The following is a 22,668-nucleotide window of genomic DNA, read 5'->3' as shown; positions in this document are numbered from 1 at the left end:
TCAGGCACCCTTCACTGCGTTGCGGACGTAGACGATGCGGCCGCGAGCACCGGGGACGGCGCCCTTGACGAGCATGAGTCCCTTCTCGATGTCGATGGCGTGCACCGTGAGGTTGAGGACGGTCACGCGCTCGCCACCCATACGGCCGGCCATGCGCATGCCCTTGAAGACGCGGCTCGGGGTCGACGATGCGCCGATGGAGCCGGGCTTGCGGTGGTTGCGGTGTGCACCGTGCGATGCCGAGACGCCCTTGAAGTTGTGGCGCTTCATGACACCGGCGGTGCCCTTGCCCTTGCTCGTGCCGACGACGTCGACGAGCTGGCCGGCCTCGAACGTGCCGTCCACCGTGAGCTCCTGGCCCAGGGTGTAGTCGGCGGCGTCGGCCGTGCGGACCTCGGTCACGTGGCGACGCGGCGTGACGCCGGCAGCCTCGAAGTGAGCCGAGAGGGGCTTGTTCACCTTGCGGGGGTCGATCTGGCCGTACGCGATCTGCACGGCGTTGTAGCCGTCCTTCTCGGGGGTACGGATCTGGGTGACCACGTTCGGGGCGAGCTCGATGACGGTGACGGGAACGAGCTTGCCGTTCTCGTTCCAGACCTGGGTCATGCCGAGCTTGGTGCCGAGCATGCCCTTGGAAACCTTGGAGTTGATGTCAACCATGGCGGACCTCAGAGCTTGATCTCGATGTTGACGTCAGCCGGCAGGTCGAGACGCATCAGCGAGTCGACGGCCTTGGGCGTCGGGTCGACGATGTCGATCAGACGCTTGTGGGTGCGCATCTCGAAGTGCTCGCGGCTGTCCTTGTACTTGTGGGGCGACCGGATGACGCACACGACGTTCTTCTCGGTCGGAAGGGGCACGGGGCCGACGACGGTCGCGCCCGCACGGGTCACGGTGTCGACGATCTTGCGTGCGGACGTGTCGATGACCTCGTGGTCATACGACTTCAGGCGAATGCGGATCTTCTGTCCCGCCATTGTCTGCTCTCTCTCTTTCAGCGTCTTACCGTCCTGGACCGGGTGGCCCTGGGGCATTGGACGCACGTCGGCGCTGTTCGCGCCTCGGCACTCGTCTTCTCGGACTCCTCGACCTCGCGGCCCGGGAGCCTGTCGAAGAGGCTGCACCACTGTTCTGCTGTCAGCCGCCCACCCGAAGGTGAACGGATGCCCGACCCCCGCCGCGCACGGCAGTGCCCTCGATGATGAAGGTGTCGGGATTGTGTTCTGCTACCCGCGGCCTAGAACCCTGCAGCCTCCCGGAGGAGGCGCCGTCTATGCACTGCCCTGGCAGTGATCCGGCGCACGCACAGCGGCGACGGAATATCGAACCTGTCTATTCTGCCACGGCGGATTTCACTTCTGCAAACCCGGGCGTGTCGCGCTCACCGGACTCCCAGCGAACCTCGTCGCCGCGGGAGCTCAGCGCGCAGAGGAGCGCGGGGCGAGGCATCCCCATGCCTCGCCCCGCTTGGGGAGGGCGTCCGGTGCGAGGGGGCACACCGAACGCGAGGAATCCGGCGTGAAGGGACGCCGGACGCCTCGACCGAGGGCACGGCGGAAGACCCGCCGCGCAGGCGGGGAGACGCTCAGGCGCACGGAGTGCGCGCGTCGCACGATGATCCCCAAGATCGCTTTCCCCAGTGTGAACGCGGATGACCCGCGTGATTCGGGAGCCGAACCCCTTCGGCGCCCCGACCGCAAGATCCCCAGGCGGTCGAGACGATCCTACTCGATCCCTCGGAGAATCCGCCACATCCGAGGGCGCCGCGCTTCTCCCCGACGCGGAAGAGCGGCGGTCCCGGGTGCGGGGACCGCCGCTCTTCGCGGAGACGTCCGGCTCTACTCGTTGCCGATGCTCTTGTCAGCGCTCTCGCGGATCTCGTCGATCTTGTCGGCGGCGCCGGGTGCGATCTTCTTCGCGAAGTCGGCGACGCCGTCGAGGACCTTGTCGCTGATGTCCTCGGCCTGCTCGCTCTTGACCGCTTCGGCGAGCTTGTCCTTGTTCTGCTCGTACAGGTCCTTGCCCTTGTTGACGGCGTCCTCGATACCCATGTGAATCCCCTTCGGAGGTGTGTGCGTCCGGCGATCCCGCCGGACCACCTCATTGTGCAGGGCAGAGCCGAGCGACGGAACCCTCGATGCGGAAAACGACAGAGGGGCCGAGCCCGAAGGCTCGACCCCTCTGCGAGGAAGCGGATGCTTACTTGATGATCTTCGTCACCGTACCGGCGCCGACCGTACGACCACCCTCACGGATGGCGAAGCCGAGGCCCTCCTCCATGGCGATCGGCTGGATCAGCTCGACCGTCATGTCGGTGGTGTCGCCGGGCATGACCATCTCGGTGCCCTCGGGCAGCGAGATGACGCCGGTGACGTCCGTGGTGCGGAAGTAGAACTGCGGACGGTAGTTCGTGTAGAAGGGGTTGTGGCGGCCACCCTCGTCCTTGGACAGGATGTAGGCCGTGCCCTCGAAGTTGGTGTGCGGCGTGACCGAACCCGGCTTCACGATGACCTGACCGCGCTCCACGTCCTCGCGCTTGGTGCCGCGGAGGAGCAGACCACAGTTCTCGCCGGCCCATGCCTCGTCGAGCTGCTTGTGGAACATCTCGATACCGGTGACGGTCGTCTTCTGCGTCGGGCGCAGACCCACGATCTCGACCTCGGAGTTGATGGCCAGGGTGCCACGCTCGGCGCGACCCGTGACGACGGTGCCACGACCGGTGATCGTGAAGACGTCCTCGACGGGCATGAGGAACGGCTTGTCGCGGTCACGCTCCGGGTCCGGAACGCTGTCGTCGACAGCCTGCATGAGCTCGAGGATCGCGTCGACCCACTTCTCGTCGCCCTCGAGGGCCTTGAGAGCGGAGACACGGACGACGGGAGCGTTGTCGCCGTCGAAGCCCTGGCTCGAGAGCAGCTCGCGGACCTCGAGCTCGACGAGCTCCAGGATCTCCTCGTCGTCGACCGCGTCGGACTTGTTCAGCGCGACGAGCAGGTAGGGGACGCCGACCTGCTTGGCGAGCAGAACGTGCTCGCGCGTCTGCGCCATCGGGCCGTCGGTGGCCGCGACGACGAGGATCGCGCCGTCCATCTGCGCCGCACCCGTGATCATGTTCTTGACGTAGTCGGCGTGGCCGGGGGCGTCAACGTGTGCGTAGTGGCGCTTCGGGGTCTCGTACTCGATGTGCGAGATGTTGATCGTGATACCGCGCTGGCGCTCTTCCGGCGCCGAGTCGATGGAAGCGAAGTCGCGCTGCACGTTCGTGTCGGACGGGTACTTGTCGGCAAGCACCTTCGAGATCGCTGCGGAGAGCGTGGTCTTGCCGTGGTCGACGTGACCGATCGTTCCGATGTTGACGTGCGGCTTGGTCCGCTCGAACTTGGCCTTAGCCACTGGGTCCTCCTCAGGACGTCGTTGTAGAGATGCCGGGCACTGGTTTGCGACCGGTTCTCTACGGGTTAGGTTCTCAGTTTAGTAGAGAGGGAATGTGAAGTTGTAGGTGACCTGGGAACCCCGGGTGCGTCGACAGGCTCAGCGACCCAGGGCTCCCAGAAGAATTACTCGCCCTTGGCCTTCTGGACGATCTCGTCGGCCACCGCGCGCGGGACCTCGGCGTAGCTGTCGAACTCCATGGAGTAGACGGCACGGCCCGAGGTCTTCGAGCGCAGGTCGCCGATGTAGCCGAACATCTCGGACAGCGGCACCGCGGCGCGCACGACCTTGACGCCGGCGGCGTCCTCCATCGACTGGATCTGGCCACGACGCGAGTTCAGGTCGCCGATGACGTCGCCCATGTACTCCTCCGGAGTACGGACCTCGACGGCCATCAGCGGCTCGAGCAGCACGGGGTTGGCACGGCGAGCGGCCTCCTTGAAGCCCATGGAGCCCGCGATCTTGAACGCCATCTCCGAGGAGTCGACGTCGTGCGCCGCACCGTCGACGATGGTCGCCTTGACGCCCACCATCGGGTAGCCCGCGAGGACACCGACGTTCATGGCGTCCTGGAAACCGGCGTCGATCGAGCCGATGTACTCGCGCGGGATACGGCCACCGGTGACCGCGTTCACGAACTCGTACGTCTTCTCGCCGTCGAGCTCGAGCGGCTCGATGTTGAACTGGATCTTGGCGAACTGGCCCGATCCACCGGTCTGCTTCTTGTGCGTGTAGTCGTGCTTCTCGACGGCCTTGCGGATCGTCTCGCGGTACGCGACCTGCGGCTTGCCGACGTTCGCCTCGACGCGGAACTCGCGCTTCATGCGGTCCACGAGGATGTCGAGGTGCAGCTCGCCCATACCCTTGATGGTCGTCTGACCGGTCTCGGGGTTGAGCTCCGTGCGGAAGGTCGGGTCCTCCTCAGCGAGCTTCTGGATCGCGAGACCCAGCTTCTCCTGGTCGGCCTTGGTCTTCGGCTCGATGGCGACCTCGATCACCGGCTCCGGGAACGTCATCGACTCGAGGACGACCGGCTGCGCGATGTCGGCGAGGGTGTCACCGGTGGTGGTGTCCTTCAGGCCGATGACGGCGTAGATGTTGCCGGCGGTCAGCTTGTCGACCGGGTTCTCCTTGTTGGCGTGCATCTGGAAGATCTTCCCGATGCGCTCCTTCTTGCCCTTGGTCGAGTTGATGACCTGGGCACCCGACTCGAGCTCGCCCGAGTAGACGCGCACGTACGTCAGACGACCGAAGAACGGGTGCACGGCGACCTTGAAGGCCAGGGCCGCGAACGGGTCCTTCGCGTCGGGGTGACGCTCGATGATCTTCTCCTCGTCCTTCGGGTCGTGCGCCTCGATGGCGGGCACGTCCAGCGGGGACGGGAGGTAGTCGACGACGGCGTCCAGCATCGGCTGCACACCGCGGTTCTTGAAGGCGGAGCCGCAGAGGACCGGGTAGATCTCGCTGGCGACGACCATCTTGCGGATGGCGCCCTTGATCTCCGCGACGGTGAGCTCCTCGCCGCCGAAGAACTTCTCGAGAAGCTCCTCGTCGGTCTCGGCGACCGTCTCCAGCAGCTGCTGGCGGTAGTCCTCGGCCTTGTCCTTGAGGTCGGCCGGGATCTCCTGCACCTCGTAGGAGGCGCCCATGGTCACGTCACCCTTGGCGTCGCCGGGCCAGACCAGAGCACGCATCTCGACGAGGTCGATGACGCCGACGAAGTCGTTCTCGGCACCGATCGGGAGCTGCAGCACCAGCGGCTTCGCGCCGAGGCGGTTGATGATCGTGTCGACCGTGAAGTAGAAGTCCGCGCCGAGCTTGTCCATCTTGTTGACGAAGCAGATGCGGGGGACGTTGTACTTGTCGGCCTGACGCCACACGGTCTCGGACTGGGGCTCGACGCCCTCCTTGCCGTCGAACACGGCGACCGCGCCGTCGAGGACGCGGAGCGAGCGCTCCACCTCGACCGTGAAGTCCACGTGACCGGGGGTGTCGATGATGTTGATCTGGTTCTTGTTCCAGAAGCAGGTCACGGCGGCAGACGTGATCGTGATGCCGCGCTCCTTCTCCTGCTCCATCCAGTCGGTGGTCGACGCGCCGTCGTGCGTCTCGCCGAGCTTGTGGTTGACGCCCGTGTAGAACAGGATGCGCTCGGTCGTCGTGGTCTTGCCGGCATCGATGTGCGCCATGATGCCGATGTTGCGGACCTTGCTCAGGTCCGTGAGCACGTCTTGTGCCACAGGAGTGTCCTTATCTATTGGAGCAGCAGGTGTACTGCGAAGAGGGGGTGCGACGGGCCCAGGAACGCGGAAGGGTCCCTGAGCCCGTCGAAGGGGTTACCAGCGGTAGTGAGCGAACGCGCGGTTCGACTCGGCCATCTTGTGGGTGTCCTCACGGCGCTTGACCGCGGCACCCAGGCCGTTCGACGCGTCCAGGATCTCGTTCTGAAGACGCTCGGTCATCGTCTTCTCACGACGACCCTTGGCGTAGCTCACGAGCCAGCGCAGCGCGAGGGTGTTCGCACGGTGCGGCTTGACCTCGACCGGAACCTGGTAGGTCGAGCCACCGACACGGCGGCTGCGGACCTCGAGCGTGGGGCGCACGTTGTCGAGCGCCTTCTTCAGGGTGGCGACGGCGTCCTGGCCGTTCTTCGCCTCGACGCCGCGGAGGGCGCCGTAGACGATCGACTCGGCCAGCGACTTCTTGCCGTCGACGAGGATCTTGTTCACCAGCGAGGTGACGATCGGTGCGCCGTAGACCGGGTCGTTGACGACGGGGCGCTTGGGGGCGGGACCCTTACGAGGCATCTAACTCAACCCTTCTTCGCGCCGTAGCGGGAACGAGCCTGCTTACGGTTCTTGACGGCCTGGGTGTCCAGGGCACCACGGACGATCTTGTAACGCACACCGGGGAGGTCCTTCACACGACCGCCGCGGACGAGCACCAGGGAGTGCTCCTGCAGGTTGTGGCCCTCACCCGGGATGTACGCGGTGACCTCGGTCCCGTTGCGGAGCTTCACACGAGCGACCTTGCGCATCGCCGAGTTCGGCTTCTTCGGGGTGGTGGTGTAGACGCGGGTGCAGACCCCGGCCTGCTGCGGGTTCGCCTTGAGCGCGGGCGCCTTGGTCTTCGTGACCTTGGGCGAGCGACCCTTGCGAACCAACTGCTGAATGGTTGGCACGTTCTCTCCTCATAGTGCTGCACGGTGACAGCGTGATGGGTTTCACATCATGACCCACCGGCACGCCGGAACCGACGAGCTTTTGGTGTGGTGGGTATGCCGTGGGGGCGGACCGGCGAGGTGCCGACGCCCAGCGCGCACGTCAGGACGTGCACACACCTGATCAAGTGTAATGCCGCGTAACCTGACGGTCAAATGACGGTCGCGCTCCGCGGCGCCGCCCGAAGTCAGGGGATGTCGGGGTCGAACGGCGAGTCCAGCGACTCCGTGAGCTCGGCCAGGAGCGCTTCGATCTGCGGCTCGACGTGTCGCGACACCGCCGCCTGGATCGTGATCCGGTGTCGGAGCAGGATCCCGCAGATCTCGCGCCCGACGAGGTTCGCGTACTCGTCCGCCAAGGCGACTTCCTGTCGCAGAGCGGTCTTGGCCTCGTCCGACAGCGGGGGCAGGGGCGGCAACTCGGCGGCCGAATCGTCGGCGAGACCCGCGATCGTGAAGAGGAAGGGGGCGCCCGGCACCGGCTCCGGATCCAGCGGCATGCCCTCGAACTCGGGATCGAGGTCCTCCGTCGGCCGGTAGCTGCGAGCCCGGTTGCGCGCGGCCTGCTGATCGAGTTCACGCTGCAGGGTCGGCAGGTTGCGCGCGGTGTACTCCGCGACCGCGTGGTCGACGATCGTCTTGATGCGCGTCGACAGGCCGTGCTGGACGCCATGCGGCGTGGTGCCCGCGATGCCCGCGGCGGCGAGGATGGGCGAGCCGAGGCAGCGCCGGCACGGCGCGGTGCGGCCGCGGTGCGTCGCCGGCTCCCAGCGCGGCACCCAGCGCAACCAGGCCTCGACGGCCTGGTCGACCTGCGTCTCCAATGAGCGCTCCACCCCACCAGCGTACGGCGCGTCGCCGCTCACCGTGCGGATTTGCGGGGTGTCACTCCTCCTCGTCGCGCTCCCACGGCCATCGCGGCTGCGCCGACCTGGTCCGGCGGAGGGCGATGCCGCCCCACGCCGCCACCGCCGCCGCGGCGAGGAGCACGATGCTCGCGCCACCGCGGACGAGGTCGCCGGCGACGGCCGTGGCCACGACCACATCGCTCGTCGCGACGAGCACGGCGATCCAGACGGTGATCAGGTGCACCAGCGCCGTGAGCAGGGCGATCACCGGAGCAGAGCCGAAGGAGGCATGCCCTCGTCGCACCGTCGCCCAGAGGACGAGCGCGAGGACCACCACGGCCGCGACCATGCCCGACACTCCGGGCACCTGGCCAAGACCTGGAACGCCGATGATGTCCCGGTCGGTGGCGACGCTCAGCGCACCGAGTCCGAAGACGGCGAGGGCGAAGAAGGCGATGGTGGCCATCACCGCCGCGAGGACAGCCGAAACCCCCGCGGACTCGGGCCCGCGGGGGTTCGGTGTGGTGGTGTTCGTGATTACCTCGACAGGGTGGGACCGGCCTCGAGGGTGCGCTCGTACTCGCGCTGCGCCTCCTCGTTCAGCTCGGTCTTGCGGGCACCGCTGCGGGCCACCCAGGCGCCGAACCAGATGGTGAGCTCGCGGGCGAAGACGAAGGCCGCGATGGCGAGCGGGGCCAACAGCTGCTCCCCCGCGACTTCGAGACCCTGCGATGCGGTGAGCTTCCAGAAGGGCGCCTCGAAGAGCTGACCCAGGATGTGCCCGGCGTAGGCGATGAGCCCGACGACGATGCCGAACACCACCCACAGGCCCCAGCGGCCGCGGTTGATGATGGCTCCGAGGAGCCAGAAGCCGAGGAAGAACACGACCACCGGGGTCCAGAACCCCCAGGTGAGCAGCGGGGCGACGAGCGCTTCGCCGATGTTCTCCCCGTTCACGTCGCCGGCGAGGGCGACGAGGCCGAGCGTGGTGGCGAGGTAGAGCAGCGCGAAGGCGACGGTGGCGAGCAGGCCGATCGCGCCGGCGGTGCCCCGGTTGCCGCGCTCGCGCGGCGGCTCCGGTGCCTGCACGAAGATCGGCTGCGGCTGCTGCGGTGCGGCGGCCGCGCCGTTCGTGAGCGGCTCGGACGGCACGATCCTGGTGTCGGTGTCGTCAGCGTGCGACGCGTAGGCTGCGCCGGCCATGGCCGACTCCTCGTGCGCGGGAGTGCTCGGCGTGGAGTACAGCGAGGTCTCCGGCGTCGCGTACAGCGAGGTCTCCGGGGTCGCATCGCGGCGGTCGGCGTCGCGGAGGCCCGCCTCACGGCCATCGGCGTCGAAGCGGTCGCCGTCGGTGCGCGAGGGCGCCGGGGCGGCGGAGCTGAAAGTACCGGGGTGGTCGCGCTCGGCGGCCTCGAACGCGGCGAGATCGGGGTCGACGGCGGGCTCCTGACGCGTCGCGGCCTGGTCGGCCGCAGGCTCGGAGGAGGCCGCGGTGGTGTCTGCGGCGCGGGAGTCATCCGCACGTGCGTCGTCGACGTGGCCGGGGACATCTCCGCGGGCCGCCGCCGCGGCGTCGAGACCGGCGTTCGCGCTGCCGACGACGTCGTCGACGTCGTTCGACTTCTCGGGCTGACGAGCCTCGGGATCACTCATGGGATGCGCCTCTCATCGGGGATGTGCAGTGCGAGATTACCGCCGCGGCTCCCGACGCTTCCTTAGGCGTGCCGACGTGTCGCCATACGCGTGCTTCCGCGGGTCTGCGCGATTCACGGGAAGGTGTTGCGGAGGGCGTCCCCGGCGAACTGCGCGAGGATCGGCACCATCGGCAGTGAGAGCCAGACGAGTCCGGCGACGATCCCTGCGCACACGATGCCGGCGAACCAGCTCATCCCGAGGTTTCGTCCCCCCACTCGCGCCATGGTCCCACCGTAGGCCCCAGCCCCCGCGCGGGTGCGGAGCAACGCCGCGTCGAGGTGGTGTCGCTCAGCGGGTGCCGCGGCCGCGCATCCGCCACAGCAGCCAGAGTCCCGAGATCGGTACCAGCAGTCCGCCCAGCAGGAGGAGGAGGTGCCATTCGCCGAAAGCGGGGACGAGCGGGTTCACCACCTCCGACATCACGTCGCCGTCGCTCGAGCTGCCGGACGCCGATCCGGTGGAGAATCCGGTCATCGTCGAGGCGATCAGGAAGGACAGCCCGGTGGCGACGAAGGGCACCAGGATCGCGACGGCCTTCTCCCACGTGCGCCACAGCGGGCTGAGGCTCACGAGCACCGCGCCCACGAACCAGCCGACGACCGGCACCACGATTCCGCCGAAGCTCAGGGTGAGCGCCGCCGCGATCGCGAAACCCCGCGTCGCGGTCGTCGGCGTGCGCGGAGCCGAGGGCGCGGGGGCGGGCGCGGGGAGCACGAGGGGCGGCGCGGTCGGCACCTCGTCCTCCGCCTCGCGGGCGATCCCCCTCGGATCTCCCAGGCGGTCGATCCGCTCCGCGGTCGCTGCCGCGTCGAGCCCGTCGAGCTCCTCCGCGATCCCGCCACGGATGTCGGATGCGACACCGTGCGGAAGTCCGCGCATCGCCTCGTCGAGCCGGGCCAGGTAGTCGTCACGCAACTCGGCTGCGGTCTTCTCGGTCATGGTCATCCTTCCCCCACCATGCCCGTGACGGCACGGGCGAACGGCGCCCACTGCGCCCGGAAGCGCGCGAGCTGATCGATACCGGCATCCGTGAGCCGGTAGTACTTGCGCGCCGGACCGCTTCCGGACGGCCGGTCGAACGTCGTCACCCAGCCGTTGTCCCGCAAGCGCCCGAGCAACGGGTAGAGCGTGCCGATGCTGGCGATCAGCCCGGCTCCGGTGAGTGCCTCCGACAGCTGCCAGCCGTACATGGGCTCACGCGAGAGCAAGCCGAGCACGCAGTACTCGACCACTCCTTTGCGCATCTGCGCCCCGACATCAGCTGTCATGCCTCACAAGGTAGCATGTGACGCACGCTAGCACCGAACGGTGCGAGATCAGCCCTTGGTCGCCCCCGCGGTCAGACCGCCCACGATGTACTTCTGCAGGAAGAGGAAGAGCACCATCACCGGTATCGCCGCCATGACCGCACCGGCGGAGAAGGCCGACCAGTCGGCGTAGCGGGGGTTCGCCACCAGCTTGGTCAGACCGACGACGAGGGTCTGCTGATCCACGTCGACCAGCATGACGCTGGCGATCACGTACTCGTTCACCGTGCCGATGAAGGAGAGCAGACCGACGACCGCGAGGATCGGGGCGACCAGGCGCAGGATGATCGTGAAGAAGATCCGCGCGTGCCCCGCGCCGTCGATGCGGGCGGCCTCGTCGATCTCCTTCGGGATCGTGTTGAAGAACCCGTACATGAGGTACGTGTTCACGCCCAGCGCGCCGCCGAGGTACACCAGGATCAGCCCCGTATGCGTGTTCAGGCCGATCGCCGGGAACCAGTCCCCCAGCGTCGACATCAGCAGGAAGATCGCGACGACCGCGAGCAGCTGCGGGAACATCTGCACCACGACGATGGTGACCAGTCCCACGCGGCGCCCGGCGAAGCGCATGCGGGAGAACGCATATGCCGCACAGGCTCCGATGAAGACGGTGACCGCGCCCGTCACGACCGCGATGAGCAGGGTGTTCAGGAACCACGTACCATACGGGTTCTGCGGGTCGCTGAGGATGCGCACGTAGCTGTCGATCCCGATGGCCGAGAAGAGCTGGTTCGACCCGGTGAGCGTGCCCTGCGGGTTGAGCGACGCCGACACGACGTACAGGAGCGGAAAGAGGGCGAAGGCGCTCACCACGATGGCGACGAGGTGGCGCCATCCGGTGTCGGCGAACCAGGCGCCGAACGAGCGACGCGGCGGGGCGGTGCGGCGGGCTGTGGCGGTGCTGCGGACGGTGCTCATTGTCAGTTCAGCTCCTCGAGGGCCTTGGTCTTGCGGAAGCTGATGATCGAGATCGTCGCGACCACGACGAAGATCAGGATCGTGAAGGCGGAGGCAAGCCCGTAATCGCGGGTCTGTCCGGTGAAGGCCACCTTGTAGACCATCGAGATCAGGATGTCGGTGTGGCCCACGGGGATCGACACATCGCTGAAGCGCGGGCCTCCCTTGGTCAGCATGTAGATCAGGTTGAAGTTGTTGAAGTTGAACGCGAACGACGAGATCAGCAGCGGCGCGACGGTCACCAGCAGCAGCGGCAGCTTGATCCGGCGGAAGACCTGCCACGGGTTCGCGCCGTCCATCACGGCGGCCTCGTTGACGTCCTCCGGGATGCCCTGCAGCGCCCCCATGCAGACGAGGAACATGTAGGGGAAGCCGAGCCAGAGGTTCACCAGCAGCACGGACACCTTCGCCAGCACCGGGTCGGTGAGCCACGGGATGGCCGCGCCGCCGAACAGCACCTGGTTGATGAACCCGAAGCTCTCGTTCATCATCCCGGCCCAGACGAGCGCGGAGAGGAACGCGGGGAAGGCGTACGGAAGGATGAGGATGATGCGGTAGCCGTTGCGGAAGCGCATCCGGGTGTTGTTGAAGACCAGCGCGAGCAGCAGGCCGAGGAAGAAGGTCGTCGCGACGGACACCAGCGCGAAGACGAAGGTCCAGACGGTGACGGAGATGAGCGGGCCGCGGATGGACTCGTCGGTCACCGCGCGGACGAAGTTGTCGACGCCGACCGTCGTCTGCCAGCCGGGCAGCAGCTGCTCGCCGTCCTCGGCGGTGAACGCGCCGTCGCCGGTATCTCTGTAGACGGTGCCGGTCGCGGTGTCCGTGATCGTGTCGGCATCGGCGTCGTACGCCAGCGTCGAGACGTAGAGGTAGCCGTTCTGCCCGTCGGGGGCGCGGAGGCTGCCCTCATTCGGATCGTCGCTGAACGGGACGGAGAGCTGCTCCAGCTCCTCCGACAGCGTGAAGACGGTGGCGAGCGGAAGCGTGGTCCACCCGTCGACGGCGACGGCCTTGCCGCCTTCGAACTGCGCGTCGACCTCGGCGAGGGGCTGCTCCGCGGTGCCGAGGAGGGCGTCGCCGTCCTCGGGATCCGTGACGAGGAGGCCGTAGGTTCCGAACTGCTCCACCACGGTGACGGGGTACGTCGGAGAGTCCTCGACGCGCTCCTGCGCGGAGGCGAGCAGCGACGAGATCGCCTGCTCCTTGCTCCCGTTGTGGCCGGTGCCGTAGTTCGTGAAGCCGATGTAGCCCGTGTAGAGGAGCGTGAAGACCTGGAACAGGACCAGGAAGATGATCCCGGGGGTGAGGTACTTCGCCGCGATGCGCTTGCGGGAGAAGTAGATGTAGTTGACGACGACCGTCACCGCGACGACGAGGCCGAGCACGAGCCACTCCCGCTGCACGAGCAGCACGAACACGGCGTAGACGGCGATCGCGTCCACGATGGCCAGCAACAGGATCTTGAGCAGCATCCACCCGAGGGGTCGGGAGGCCGCCTCGGCGATCTTCGCCGCCTGGCGCTGCCGAGGCGTGGGGGGCGCGGTGCGCTCTTCGGTATCTGTCATGTCGTCCTCGTCATGGTCCTGCCGGGGCGGGCTGGGCGGCCCGCCCCGGCAGGGTCGTCATCTGGTCGGCCGTTACTCGATCGCGGCGGTCACGTCGTCGACGAGCTTCTGCCACGTCGCCTGCGGGTCCTCGCCGTTGATGATGGCGGCCTCGGCCACACCCCAGAACTGCCAGACCGCACCCATGGCGGGGATCGCCGGCATGGGGACCGCGTCGGCACCGACGGCCTGGAAGCCGGCGATGATCGGGTCGGACGCCGCGGTGTCGGCGGCAGCCGTGAGGGCCGGGAGGACGTTGCCGGCCGTGAACAGCTCCAGCTGCACGTCCTCCGTGCCGAGGTAGTTGACGAGGAAGTCGTTCGCGGCGACCTTGTTCTTCGACTCGGCGCTCACGAAGAAGCCCTTGACGCCGGCGAACGGCGAGGCCGTCTCGCCCGTCGGGCTCGGGATCGGGTCGATCTCGACGTTGATGCCCGCATCGGTGGCCGCGCCCACGTTCCACGGACCGGTCAGCCAGAAGGCGGCGGTGCCGTCGAGGAACTGCTGCTTGGCGATCTCGCCGTCGATGTCGGTGTTCAGCGTGCCTGCGGCGCCCTGTGCACCCAGCCAGTCGGCGAAGGCGAAGCCGCCCTCGCTGCCGAGCTGCAGGTCGGTGGGGTCGTAGCTGCCGCTGTCGTCGGTGCCGAAGACCGGTGCATCGAACGCGGTCTGGAACGGGTACAGGTGGTACGGGTTGCCCTCGGCGCCCTGCTCCACGACGAACGTGCCCTTCGAGACCATGTCGTCGAAGCTCGTCGCGGGCTCGGGGACGAGGTCGGCGTTGCGCAGCACGGCGATGTTCTCGACGGCGTACGGAAGCATGTAGACGGTGCCCTCGTAGGTCGCCGCCTGGAGGGCGACGGGGAGGTAGTCCTCCGAGCTGTCGCCGAGCTCGATCGGCGCGACGACACCGTTGGTCGAGAGCTCGCCGAGCCAGTCGTGAGCGCCCATGACCACGTCGGGGCCCTTGCCGGTCGGGACCTGCTGGATGAAGTCGTCCTTCATGTCGTCGACGGACTTCCCCACCAGCTTGACCGTGACACCGGTCTTCTCCTGGTACGCGTCCGCCGCGCCCTGCAGCGCGTCGACCCGCTCGGCGTCGACCCAGACGGTCAGCGTGCCGCCGCTGTCTCCACCGGAGGAAGAGTCGTCGCCGCCGGAGCCGGTCGAGCAGCCGGCGAGCGTCAGAGCCGAAACGATGGCGATGGCGCCCGCGGCGACCATGCCCCTCTTGTTCACCTTCATTGGTGTGTGCCTCTCTCAGTGCTGAGCGCCTGCAAGACTGCAAGCGCTTACAGTATGCATCGTTTCGAGAGGCGATCACAATCCGCGAAGGCGTTGATATCAACCCGTGATCGGCCCGACGCGAGGCACGCGTTATGAAAACGCTTCCATATCGGACAGAGGTCAGACCTTTCGAGGCTCCGCGGCAGAGTCTGCGGGGTTCCGCATGGGGCTCATCTGCGAGAGCATCGCCGGATGGGATTCCACGTTCGACCGTCTGCTGCCGCCCTCGCCGTCGTCCTGTCCGCGGTCGCACTCAGCGGGTGCACGGCTGCGGGAGGCGCATACTCCGTGCTCGATCGCGAAGCCGAGGCGCGGGACGAGGTTCCTGCCGATCTGCCCGGCTACGCGTGGGACGACGTGGACCAGGCGACAGCCCGGTTCGTCGGAGAAGGCGACGGGACGTCCCTGTGGCTCGCTCGCGCTCGTGACGATGCCGCAGCGTGTCTCCTCGCCTACGTCGACGCTGACACGTGGGTGATCGGGTGCGGTGGGAACGGGGCCCCTTTCTCGATCGGAGGCGTCACGGGCACGTTCACCGTGGTCCCCGACGATGCGCCTGCTCCAGACGGGATGACTCGGGTGTCCGACAACGTCTACACGGCGACCGGAAGCTAGCGGGCCCCGCCCCGGGCGGGAGCCAGAGGGCCAGCGCGCGCCGGCCCCGAACAGACTCCACGCGCCGGAGTGCGCGTGCCGGGCCAGCAGGAACTGCTCGCCGTCGCGGATGACGGCGGTGACGCCGGGCAGAAGGAGGAAGTCGTGCCTCACCCACGGGACTTTCCGCACACCCGCGGATACAGTTGAGTCATGGCTGACAGTTCCTTTGACATCGTCTCGAAAGTGGATCGCCAGGAGGCCGAGAACGCCCTGAACCAGGCGCGCAAAGAGGTGGAGCAGCGCTACGACTTCAAGGGGACCGGCGCTTCGATCGCCTGGAGCGGCGAGCAGATCCTCATCACCGCGAACACGGAGGAGCGCGCGAACGCCGTCCTCGACGTTTTCCAGTCCAAGCTCATCAAGCGCGGCATCTCGCTGAAGAGCCTCGACTCGGGCGAGCCCTTCGCCAGCGGCAAGGAGTTCCGCATCCTGTCGAGCCTGAAGGACGGCATCTCGTCCGAGAACGCGAAGAAGATCGGCAAGATCATCCGCGATGAGGGCCCCAAGGGCGTGAAGAGCCAGATCCAGGGCGACGAGCTGCGCGTGCAGTCCAAGAGCCGCGACGACCTTCAGTCCGTGATCGCGCTCCTCAAGGGCAGCGACCTCGACATCGATCTGCAGTTCATCAACTACCGCTGACAACACTCGCGTCGGCGATCGGGGCTCGGGAGTCATCCCGAGCCCCTTCTTTTCTCCGGTCAACGCATATCGGGATATCGGTGTTCTTCGTCGAGACTGGAAGCGGTCGTGACTCGTCACGACTCCGACGCCATCCCCGTCCGACACCCGATCGCCGCGGTGGATGCGCTTCGAGGATGCCATGCCGGCTCAGGGGAGGGAGCGGCGCGGGCCCCCGAAGCTCGCGTCGGCCTGGGGTCTGCCGGCGTCGCACGTCGACCGGTCCCGGGTTCATGACAAGCCTCCCCGCCCGCTGCGCGCCCCCACGCGGATCGGCCCCCCGTGGAGGCATGACGGCAATCCTGCGACCGTCGCTCCCCTCACCGCCCGGGAGTGGACGCCGGTGGCAGACCAAGAACGACCGGGGGCTGGGCCATGGGGCAGATCGAGTCGAAGAGCATCGGAGAGAACAAGCAGCTGCTGGCGGATGAGGTGTTCCACCACATCGGGCGGCTGATCACGGAGGGAGAGTTCGCCGAGGGTGACCGGATCCGGGACGTCGACGTGGCGGACGAACTCCACGTCTCGCGGACGCCGGTGCGCGAAGCACTCCAGCGCCTGGAGCGACTGGGACTGGTGACGATGTACCCGAGCCGGTACACGGAGGTGACGATGGTCACGCCGCAGGTGGTGGCCGAATCGCTGGAGTTCGCCGGCTACCAGGGCGGCATCACGGCGCGGATGGCGGTGCCGAGACTGAGCGCCGTCCACCGCGAGCGCGTGCAGGATCTCATCGCACGGATGCAGGAATCGCTCACCGACGGGGCGTCGACGGCGCGGGCGCGGTGGGCGGTCTTCGCCTACCTCGCCGACCACAGCGGCAACCGCCAGCACCGGATGCTCATCGACGATGTCGCCGTGGCCGTGACCCGGAACCTGCGCGGATGGGTCGTGCGTCCCGGCGATCGCGAACGCATGCGCGAGGTGTATGCCGATTTCGCCGAGGCGGTGCGCAGCGGTGACGGCGACGAGGCGGAGCTTCTCGCCCGCGCGATGTACTACGTGTGAGCGGCGCGCCAGCCGACGACCCAGCGGTGCAGGCGACGGTAGGCGTCCTCCCGGGCGTCGTGCCGGGACAGGAAGACGTCGTGCAGGGCGCCGTCGATCCGTTCGACCGTCACCGTGGAACCCAGCCGCAGGGCCGCGCGGGCGATGTCGTCGACGACGAGAACGGAGTCGGCCGAGGTGAGCTCCTCCGACCAGCGGGTCGGCGGAACGAACCGCGCCGACAGCAGCACGCAGACCGGTGCCGCGATGTTCAGACCTGCCGCGACGGTCTTGTGCCCGGAGAGGATCGCGTTGAGCCAGCCGGCGTAGACGGCCATCGTCTGAACCGGGCGCCACGCGGTGTTGACCTCCATCGGGTCGTCCGGGTCGGCCACCTCCTGCTGCGCCCGCGTGTAGTAGCCGAGGTCGATCTGCGGCGCGACGTCGAGCGGCCGGATCCGCGCCTGGAACTCCACCATCGGAGCGATGGCGGCCCGCACGGGGGCGAACTGGAACTCGAGCCAGGGACTGTTGAGGACGAGGGCATCGGCCGCACCGGGATGCCGCGATGCCCACAGGCTCAGCGTCAGGCCACCGGTCGAGTGTCCGAACAGGATCAGACGGCGACCGCTCTCCTCGCCGCCGTCGCCGCGTCCCATGGCGTCCAGGGCCGCGGCGATGTCCTCATCATAGGTGGACAGATCGGTGATGTAGCCCGGGGTCTGTCCTTCCCGAAGACTGCGCCCGTACTTGCGCAGATCGAGGGCGAAGAAGCGGGCGCCGCGAGCCGTCCAGAACCGCGCCAACCGCTTCTGGAAGAAGTAGTCCGACCATCCGTGGACGTACAGCACGTCCACGCCCTCCAGCAGCGGGCGACGGCGCCGGGCACGCTCCCACCACGGGACGGGAGTCGGCAGAGCCCGCACGAGAGTGGCGACCACAGGACCCTGCTCGTCGCTGCCGAGGTCGAGGGTGAGCTGGGCGAACTCATCGCCGAGAACATCCGGAACCCACTCGGCCATGCGTCCTCCCCCTCGCGCCCAGGCTAGCCCACGGCGGTCATTGTCCGCCGGGACGGGCCACGGCGAAGTCGTCCGCGATGGTGGCCGCGATCGGCGCGAGGTCGTCGATTCCGGACCCGTCGAACGTCGTGAGACGCAGCCAGTCCGCGCCCACGCGGAGATCCAGCACCGGACGGCGGAGTTCGTCGACGCCGGTACGGGCGGCATCCGCTCCCTCGACCTCGATCTCCTCCTCGCCCTCGAGCTCGTCGAACGCCCACGCGCCACCGGGCAGCGTGGTGAGCATGATGTACCCCTGCGCGGCGTATTCGTCGTCCCCGGAGGCGTAGTAACAGATCCGCGCACCGTTGCGCTCCTGGTAGACCTCGGCCGGGATGGACCACCCGCCGAACGCGTCGACCACGTACACCTCGGCGTCGACCTGCTCCGCGAGCTCCGTCGCGGTGAGGAACCGCGTGCAGTCCACACCCTCCACCGGGCTCTCCGTCACATCCACCTCCCGCAGCGACGCCACGGCCGCGGCGCCGAGCGCGCGCAGGGCCTCCTCGAACGCCGCGGTGTCGTCCGGCCCCTTCTCCGGGTCCACGACGGTCGCCGACACGAGCACCTCGCCGTCGAGGAGCTGGAAGAAGCAGTACCCGCCGGTCTCGCAGCGGGATTCCTCACCGTAGTAGCCGCCGCGCGACTCCGCGCCCGCGACCGTTTCCTCGGCCCCGGGGAGGATCGTGACCTCCCAGTTGTGCTCCGCCGTTCCCGCCGAGCAGGCGATACCGCCCGCCCGCTGGAACATGTGCTGCGCCGGACCGGGGTACCAGCTCGGCGACGACCACACGCCGAGCACCTCGGCCACCTCACCGCCGACATCGCCGCCGGCGGTCGACATCGCCGCCTCGACATCGGCGCAGTCCACGTCGAAAGCCGGGGTGGGCGCCTGCGCCGCCGCGTCCGTCGGGGCGGGCGTGATCGCGGCCGACGGCGTCCCGGTCGGCTTCACCTCGGGTTCGGGCGCACAGCCGGACAGCAGGAGCACGGCCACGGCGCCGAGGGCCAGGAGTGCACGAGGTCGCATGGCCTCAGCCTAGGGCTGCGGGGACCCGGCGCCGGGAGCACGCCCCGGCGCCGAGACGACTCACTCGCCGCGGGAGACGCGCACCATCTCGTCGCGCGGGACGACCTTCACACGCGCCCGCTCCTGGGGCGCGCCGAGGCCGATCTCGTGCTCGTCGAGGCGGTGCCAGCCGTCCAGATCGGTCCAGGCGACGCCGCGCTCGGCGAGCAGTGCCGGGATGGCCTCCTCGGACGGGTCCTCCGGGTGCCACCACGACCCCTGGTCGTTGATGAGGTGACGGACGGTCTCCATGGCGTCGGACTTCGTGTGGCCGATGAGGCCGACCGGGCCGCGCTTGATCCAGCCGGTCGCGTACACGCCGGGCACGCGATCGTTGGAGTCCTTCGCGAGCACCTGGCCCTCGTGGTTCGGGATGACGCCGTGCTTCTTGTCGAAGGGGACACCGGGCAGCGGCGAGCCGAAGTAGCCGATCGCGCGGTACAGCGCCTGCACGGGCACCTCGCGCAGCTCCCCGGTGCCGACCGCACCACCCTGGCCGTCCGGCTGGGTGCGCTCGTACACGAGGGCCGCGACACGGCCGTTCTCGTCGGTGCGGACCTCGACCGGGCGGGCCCAGAAATGCAGGTGCAGGCGGCGCGATGCCGTGCCGCCGGCATTGTTGACGGAGTCGCGCGTGCGCCACGACTGCAGGATGCGGTCGATGACCATGACCTGCTTGTTGCTCGCGACCGCGTCCTTCGAGGCCTCGTCGTAGTCGAAGTCCTCGTCGTAGACGACCATGTCGACGTCGCGCAGCTCCCCCAGTTCGCGGAGCTCCAGCGGCGTGAACTTCACCTGAGCCGGGCCTCGGCGGCCGAACACGTGCACGTCCGTGACGGCGCTCGCCTTGAGGCCCTCGTACACGTTCTCGGGGACCTCGGTGACGAGGAGGTCTTCGGCGTGCTTCGCGAGCATGCGGGAGACGTCGAGGGCGACGTTGCCGTTGCCGAGGACCGCCACCGACGCGGCGTCCAGCGGCCACTCGCGCGGCACGTCGGGGTGCCCGTCGAACCAGCTCACGTAGTCGGCGGCGCCGTAGGAGCCCACCGCGTCGATGCCGGGGATGTCCAGCGACGTGTCGCGGATCGCTCCGGTAGCGAAGATGACCGCGTTGTAGTGCTTCTTGAGGTCGTCGAGCGTGATGTCCTCACCGAAGCGGACGTTGCCGAAGAGACGGATGTCGCCGCGGTCGAGCACGTCGCGCAGGGCGGTGATGATGCCCTTGATGCGCGGGTGGTCGGGGGCGACGCCGTACCGGACGAGTCCGTAGGGGGCGGGGAGCTGCTCGAACAGGTCGATGGACACGTCGAACTTGCGCTCGGCCTTCAGCAGGATGTCCGCGGCGTAGATGCCCGCGGGGCCTGCACCGACGATGGCCAGTCTCAGCTTGGTCATGGAGGTCCTTTCGTGTGCCGTCGCGGCAGACACCCGGGCCTTCGGCCCGCGCGATGTCAGCTGGAGCGCTCGGCGAGGGTCTCGGCGAATCGGGTGAGCGCTTCGCGCACGGTGCCGCGCGGAAGGGCGGTGAGGGCGTCGATCGCCTCCTGCGTCCAGGCGTGGGCGAGCTCGAGTGTCTTCTGGGTGACGGCGTGGTCGCGGAGCTCGTCCAGCGGTCCGTCGAGGATGGCGGGGTCGGCGCCGTCGGCGATGAGGGCCACGCCGTCGTCGATGCGGGCGGCGAGATCGGCCGCGGCGTCGTCGTCCTCCGCCTTGAGCAGGAGGTACGGCATGGTCGGGACGCCGGCGCGGAGGTCGGTCCCCGGGACCTTGCCGGTCTCCTCGGGCTTGGCCGACAGGTCGATCACGTCGTCGAGCAGCTGGAAGGCGACACCGATCTTCTCGCCGTAGGCGCGCAGCGGCTCCTCGTACTCCGCGGGGGCGTTCGAGAAGATCACGCCGCCCTGGGTGGCCGCCGCGATCAGCGAACCGGTCTTGTCGGCGAGGACCTGGATGTAGAACGCGATCGGGTCGTCGTCCGGCTGCGGGCCGAGGGTCTCGTGCATCTGCCCGAGGACCAGGCGCTCGAACGTATCGGCCTGGAGTCGGATGGCCCGCTCACCCAGGCGGGACATGAGCTGGCTGGCCCGCGAGAAGAGGATGTCGCCGGTGAGGATGGCGATGTTGTTGCCCCACACCGTCTGCGCGGCGGGAACCCCCCGTCGGCGGTCGGCGCCGTCCATGACGTCATCGTGGTAGAGCGACCCGAGGTGCGTGATCTCCAGCGCCTTCGCGACGTCGATCACCTCTCGGGTGTTCCCGTCGCCGAGTTGGGCCGCGAGCAGCGTGAGCACGGGACGGATGCGCTTGCCACCGGCCTCGTAGAGGTAGCGGCTGGCGGCGTCGGCGAGCGGGTCGGCGACGCGGACGTCGTCCGCGAGCCCGGTCTCCACCAGCTCCAGTCCGTCCTCGATGGTGCGGGCGATGCGACGCGCGGCGGGACCGACGAAGACGCGATCGCTGAAGCCGAGACGGCTCGCGAGTCGCGAACCCGGGGCGCTGGGGCTCGAAGTCACGGTCCCAGCCTACCTGCGTCGGGTGCCGCCGTTCGCGCCGTGGTCACGCGGGCTTGCGAGCCCGGTGCAGGGCCACGATGCCGAAGGTGAGGTTGCGGTACGCGACGTCGCGCCAGCCCGCCTCCCTGATCCATTCGGACAGCCGCTTCTGGTCGGGCCAGTCGCGGATCGACTCGTTCAGATAGTCGTAGGCGTCGCCGTTCGTGCCGGCGACGCGGGCCACGCGCGGGAGCACCTGCGCGTTGTAGAACCGGTAGGCCCCGCGGAAGAGCTTCCCGGGCGGCGTGGAGAACTCGTTGATGACGAGGCGGCCGCCCGGCTTGGTCACCCGGTAGAGCTCGCGCAGTGCCTTCTTCGGGTCGTTGACGTTCCGCAGCGCGTAGGACATCGTCACCGCGTCGAACTCGTCGTCCGCGAACGGCAGGGCCGTGGCGTCCGCCTGCACGAAGGAGAGGTTCCGCATCGCTCCGTGGCGGCGCTGACCCTCGGCGAGCATGCCGGGCGAGAAGTCCGCCGCGACGACCTGCGCGCCGCTGCGGGCGAGGGAGGCGGAGGAAGACGCGGTCCCCGCGCCGAGGTCGAGGATGCGCTCCCCCGGCTTCGGGGCGACGGCGCGGGTGGTCGCGGCCCGCCACAGCGCGTCGTTGCCGAACGTCATCGCCGTGTTCGTGCGGTCGTACCCGGCGGCGACCTGGTCGAACATGCCGCTGACGCGGGCGGGGTCCTTGCCGAGATCGGCGCGGTTCTTGTCGTTCGCGGTCACGCGTCCAGTCTAGGCGCGAGCTCCAGCGCTTCCAGCCGGTCCAGCCACGGATCGGCCGTGGCGTCGTCGAACGGCGCCGTGCGCTCCCTGACCCGCGTCTCGAGGTCGAGCGCCAGCTCCTCCAGATGCCGCATGACGGTGGCCGGGTACCCGTAGCGGGCGCTGTGCTCCGCCCATTCGTCCCGGTCATCGACCCAGGTGCCGCGCTCGCCCTCCACGCGGACGACGTCGAGATCCATGTCGATGCCGATCGCGAGCAGGGGATCGTCCGACCACCGGACGTCCCACCCGAGATCGATGTAGACGCGCATGCCCCGGGGGTGGCGGCGATTGACGGTGAGCGCGAAGTCGGCGCTCGGCGGGACGAGGGTGACGTTGGGCGTGGCCGCATGGAACTCCGCCCCCGGACGGGCGCTGTGCCAGCCGGCGGGCTGCCCCACCCAGTCGCCCCACCGGTCGGCGCCGAGGTACACGCACTCGTGACGCCAGTGCGGCGACCCGTCCCACTTGCGCCACTGGAAGATCATCTCGGCACCGGCTGCGGGACGCGCATCGCTCATCCGCCCACCCTACGTCCGCGGGCTCCG

Annotated in this window: 25 protein-coding genes; 3 read left to right on the top strand and 22 right to left on the bottom strand. The window is 68.6% G+C overall.

From position 1 onward, the window contains the following. The 16 genes from rplC to AB0310_RS14480 all read right to left on the bottom strand — a co-directional run bounded on the left by rplC (nt 1) and on the right by AB0310_RS14480 (nt 14,311). Nucleotides 1-660 carry a 50S ribosomal protein L3 gene (gene rplC / locus AB0310_RS14555; protein WP_025102408.1) on the bottom strand — a complete coding sequence of 220 codons (660 nt, stop codon included), beginning with the start codon at nt 658-660 and terminating at the stop codon, nt 1-3. Between the two features lie 8 nt (nt 661-668). Next, nucleotides 669-977 carry a 30S ribosomal protein S10 gene (gene rpsJ, locus AB0310_RS14550; RefSeq protein ID WP_017201594.1) on the bottom strand — a complete coding sequence of 103 codons (309 nt, stop codon included), beginning with the start codon at nt 975-977 and terminating at the stop codon, nt 669-671. Nucleotides 978-1,838: 861 nt separating this feature from the next. Further along, the gene (locus tag AB0310_RS14545; protein ID WP_062632875.1) at nt 1,839-2,051 is read right to left on the bottom strand and encodes a hypothetical protein; all 213 of its coding nucleotides are present in this window, start codon (nt 2,049-2,051) and stop codon (nt 1,839-1,841) included. Nucleotides 2,052-2,199: 148 nt separating this feature from the next. Next, on the bottom strand, nt 2,200-3,393 hold the full coding sequence (gene tuf, locus AB0310_RS14540; RefSeq protein WP_025102410.1) for an elongation factor Tu: 1,194 nt from the start codon (nt 3,391-3,393) through the stop codon (nt 2,200-2,202). A 164-nt stretch (nt 3,394-3,557) separates the two neighbouring features. Further along, a complete protein-coding gene (gene fusA / locus AB0310_RS14535; protein WP_025102411.1) occupies nt 3,558-5,672 on the bottom strand; it encodes an elongation factor G in 2,115 nt (704 codons plus the stop codon). A 96-nt stretch (nt 5,673-5,768) separates the two neighbouring features. Further along, a complete protein-coding gene (gene rpsG, locus AB0310_RS14530) occupies nt 5,769-6,239 on the bottom strand; it encodes a 30S ribosomal protein S7 (protein WP_017201608.1) in 471 nt (156 codons plus the stop codon). 5 nt (nt 6,240-6,244) lie between these two features. Then, a complete protein-coding gene (rpsL, locus tag AB0310_RS14525) occupies nt 6,245-6,613 on the bottom strand; it encodes a 30S ribosomal protein S12 (RefSeq protein ID WP_018187369.1) in 369 nt (122 codons plus the stop codon). Nucleotides 6,614-6,840: 227 nt separating this feature from the next. Beyond that, a complete protein-coding gene (locus AB0310_RS14520) occupies nt 6,841-7,488 on the bottom strand; it encodes a hypothetical protein (RefSeq protein WP_062765222.1) in 648 nt (215 codons plus the stop codon). Nucleotides 7,489-7,537: 49 nt separating this feature from the next. Next, a complete protein-coding gene (locus AB0310_RS14515) occupies nt 7,538-8,038 on the bottom strand; it encodes a DUF6121 family protein (RefSeq protein ID WP_522727345.1) in 501 nt (166 codons plus the stop codon). Continuing rightward, nucleotides 8,038-9,153, bottom strand: coding sequence for an acyltransferase family protein (locus AB0310_RS14510; RefSeq protein WP_366237523.1), 1,116 nt, complete (start codon nt 9,151-9,153; stop codon nt 8,038-8,040). Before AB0310_RS14510 ends, AB0310_RS14515 begins: the two co-directional genes overlap by 1 nt. 113 nt (nt 9,154-9,266) lie before the next feature. Further along, entirely contained in the window at nt 9,267-9,419 is a 153-nt protein-coding gene (locus AB0310_RS14505) for a hypothetical protein (protein ID WP_177173821.1), read from the bottom strand. A 64-nt stretch (nt 9,420-9,483) separates the two neighbouring features. Beyond that, a complete protein-coding gene (locus AB0310_RS14500) occupies nt 9,484-10,134 on the bottom strand; it encodes an HAAS signaling domain-containing protein (RefSeq protein WP_187662256.1) in 651 nt (216 codons plus the stop codon). Between the two features lie 2 nt (nt 10,135-10,136). Then, a complete protein-coding gene (locus tag AB0310_RS14495; RefSeq protein ID WP_187662257.1) occupies nt 10,137-10,463 on the bottom strand; it encodes a PadR family transcriptional regulator in 327 nt (108 codons plus the stop codon). A gap of 48 nt (nt 10,464-10,511) precedes the next feature. Then, the gene (locus tag AB0310_RS14490; RefSeq protein ID WP_187662258.1) at nt 10,512-11,420 is read right to left on the bottom strand and encodes a sugar ABC transporter permease; all 909 of its coding nucleotides are present in this window, start codon (nt 11,418-11,420) and stop codon (nt 10,512-10,514) included. 2 nt (nt 11,421-11,422) lie between these two features. Continuing rightward, nucleotides 11,423-13,027 carry a maltose ABC transporter permease MalF gene (gene malF / locus AB0310_RS14485; protein ID WP_366237522.1) on the bottom strand — a complete coding sequence of 535 codons (1,605 nt, stop codon included), beginning with the start codon at nt 13,025-13,027 and terminating at the stop codon, nt 11,423-11,425. A gap of 72 nt (nt 13,028-13,099) precedes the next feature. After that, nucleotides 13,100-14,311, bottom strand: a complete 1,212-nt coding sequence (locus AB0310_RS14480; RefSeq protein WP_187662260.1) for a sugar ABC transporter substrate-binding protein — start codon at nt 14,309-14,311, stop codon at nt 13,100-13,102. Nucleotides 14,312-14,545: 234 nt separating this feature from the next. Here AB0310_RS14480 and AB0310_RS14475 point away from each other — a divergent pair, with 234 nt between their 5' ends. From AB0310_RS14475 to AB0310_RS14465, 3 genes are all read left to right on the top strand, one after another. Beyond that, nucleotides 14,546-14,968, top strand: coding sequence for a hypothetical protein (locus AB0310_RS14475; protein WP_366237521.1), 423 nt, complete (start codon nt 14,546-14,548; stop codon nt 14,966-14,968). Nucleotides 14,969-15,160: 192 nt separating this feature from the next. Further along, nucleotides 15,161-15,649 (top strand): YajQ family cyclic di-GMP-binding protein, encoded by a 489-nt coding sequence (locus AB0310_RS14470; RefSeq protein ID WP_187662263.1) that lies wholly within the window; start codon nt 15,161-15,163, stop codon nt 15,647-15,649. Nucleotides 15,650-16,063: 414 nt separating this feature from the next. Next, nucleotides 16,064-16,696, top strand: a complete 633-nt coding sequence (locus AB0310_RS14465; protein WP_366237520.1) for a GntR family transcriptional regulator — start codon at nt 16,064-16,066, stop codon at nt 16,694-16,696. On the opposite strand, the gene AB0310_RS14460 is transcribed toward AB0310_RS14465, so the two are convergent. Genes AB0310_RS14460 through AB0310_RS14435 form a run of 6 tightly spaced genes read right to left on the bottom strand, consistent with a single transcriptional unit; the run spans nt 16,687 to nt 22,641 of the window. Beyond that, entirely contained in the window at nt 16,687-17,697 is a 1,011-nt protein-coding gene (locus AB0310_RS14460) for an alpha/beta hydrolase (RefSeq protein ID WP_292794183.1), read from the bottom strand. The two genes, AB0310_RS14465 and AB0310_RS14460, sit on opposite strands and share 10 nt — an antisense overlap. A 37-nt stretch (nt 17,698-17,734) precedes the next feature. Then, nucleotides 17,735-18,766 carry a hypothetical protein gene (locus tag AB0310_RS14455; protein ID WP_187662286.1) on the bottom strand — a complete coding sequence of 344 codons (1,032 nt, stop codon included), beginning with the start codon at nt 18,764-18,766 and terminating at the stop codon, nt 17,735-17,737. A 60-nt stretch (nt 18,767-18,826) separates the two neighbouring features. After that, a complete protein-coding gene (locus AB0310_RS14450; RefSeq protein ID WP_187662287.1) occupies nt 18,827-20,200 on the bottom strand; it encodes an FAD-dependent oxidoreductase in 1,374 nt (457 codons plus the stop codon). A 56-nt stretch (nt 20,201-20,256) separates the two neighbouring features. Continuing rightward, complete coding sequence (locus tag AB0310_RS14445) at nt 20,257-21,318, bottom strand: polyprenyl synthetase family protein (protein WP_187662288.1); 1,062 nt, start codon at nt 21,316-21,318, stop codon at nt 20,257-20,259. A gap of 43 nt (nt 21,319-21,361) precedes the next feature. Then, nucleotides 21,362-22,081, bottom strand: coding sequence for a class I SAM-dependent methyltransferase (locus tag AB0310_RS14440; protein WP_259955222.1), 720 nt, complete (start codon nt 22,079-22,081; stop codon nt 21,362-21,364). After that, on the bottom strand, nt 22,078-22,641 hold the full coding sequence (locus AB0310_RS14435; protein WP_187662290.1) for a DUF402 domain-containing protein: 564 nt from the start codon (nt 22,639-22,641) through the stop codon (nt 22,078-22,080). The genes AB0310_RS14440 and AB0310_RS14435 overlap by 4 nt, the downstream gene beginning before the upstream one ends. Nucleotides 22,642-22,668: the final 27 nt, after the last annotated feature.

The organism is Microbacterium meiriae, assembly GCF_040702565.1.
Classification (GTDB): Bacteria; Actinomycetota; Actinomycetes; order Actinomycetales; family Microbacteriaceae; genus Microbacterium; species Microbacterium meiriae.
The sequence above is the reverse complement of the archived record's forward strand: the minus strand, read 5'-3'. Positions and strand labels throughout refer to the sequence as shown.